Below are 1375 nucleotides of genomic sequence, written 5' to 3'. Positions count from 1 at the left end.
AGCCAAGCGTGCCGAGGCCAAGATCACGCTCGCCAACTTCGCCTTCAAAATGCATCGCGTGATCTTTCGCGAGCGACGGGCAGCGACAGGATGGCTGCGTTCGAATCTCACAAAACCGCCGAAACGGTAAAATGGAGCGCCGAACACCTGCAATTGCCAAGTTCGGCGCTCCAGGCCCAAATTCGCGCCGACGACCGGGTTGATGGATGTGCCCAGGTTTTCTCCTCCGCTTTTTCTTTTGCAAAACCTCTCGCAGGCGGTACGGCCATGGCTATAAAAAGGTCTATATCGGGGAGGATATAATGCGTTTGAGCTCACGTCGGCACGCGGCACTCATCTTGGCTGCGACTTCAAGCTTTGCCTGGGCCTCCACGGCTTATGCCCAGGCGACAGGGCCGGTTGTCCCGCAAGACCCTACAAATCCCCCGCTCGGCACGGCACCTGCGGCCGCGGGAGATACAGCTGAGGCCGGGGGGCTTGAGGATATCGTCGTCACCGCAACCCGCCGCGAGGAGCGCCTGCAGGACGTCCCGGTCACCGTCACCGCCATTACCGCTCAATCGCTCGCGGTGGCCGATGTGGCGACAGTGCGCGATCTCACCCAAGTGATTCCTGGCTTTGTCGGCAGCCGCAATGCCGGCGTGTTCCAGCCGGTGATCCGCGGCGTCGGATCGACCGGCATCTCGACCGGCGACGAGCCCAATGTCGCAACGTACATCGACGGCGTCTATCAGCCCGAGACCGGTGCTAACTGGATCGATCTTGTCGAGGTCGACCGCGTCGAAGTGCTGCGCGGCCCCCAGGGAACGGTGTTCGGACGAAACGCGACGGGGGGCCTGATCAACGTTATCACGCCCGATCCGAAATTCACGCCGGGCGGCCGTCTGGCCGTCAAATATGGCTTTATGCGCAACGACGCCCAGGATCTTGACGTTCGCGGCTACGTCACCGGTCCGCTCAGCGAGAACGTAGCCGGAGACATCGCCGTGCTCTACAAGGACCTCGGCGGCTACATCAAAGATCTGCTTCGCCCGGGCAAAGGTCTCGGCGATATGGAAATCAAGGACATTCGTGCCAAGCTGCTGTTCAAGCCGGGCGACCGTGTCCAGATCGTGTTCACCGGCGAGGTGTTCGATCAGGATAGCCATATCACCGTCTTTCAACCGTACGAAAATAATACGATCGCACGCAATGACCCGGGCGTGATCCTCCCCACCGGCCCTTGGCAGGCCTCCGTAAAGACCGAAGCTCCCGGAGACAATCGGCCCTATTTCGATCTACGTCGCTACAATCTTGCGTTGCACACACGAATCGAATTCGATGCATTCAATATCGAAACGACAACCGGCTATCTCGATTATGACTGGTATCGGCT

Annotated in this window: 1 protein-coding gene; it reads left to right on the top strand. The window is 59.8% G+C overall.

Going from position 1 to position 1375, the window contains the following annotated elements; all coding sequences use genetic code 11:
• Nucleotides 1–302 precede the first annotated feature (302 nt).
• On the top strand, nt 303–1375 hold a 1073-nt coding region (locus SX1_RS23440; protein ID WP_157410383.1), incomplete at its 3' end, for a TonB-dependent receptor.

The organism is Sphingobium xenophagum NBRC 107872 (assembly GCF_000367345.1).
Classification (GTDB): Bacteria; Pseudomonadota; Alphaproteobacteria; order Sphingomonadales; family Sphingomonadaceae; genus Sphingobium; species Sphingobium xenophagum.
Note: the sequence above shows the minus strand (reverse complement) of the source record. Positions and strands in the feature narration are given on the sequence as shown.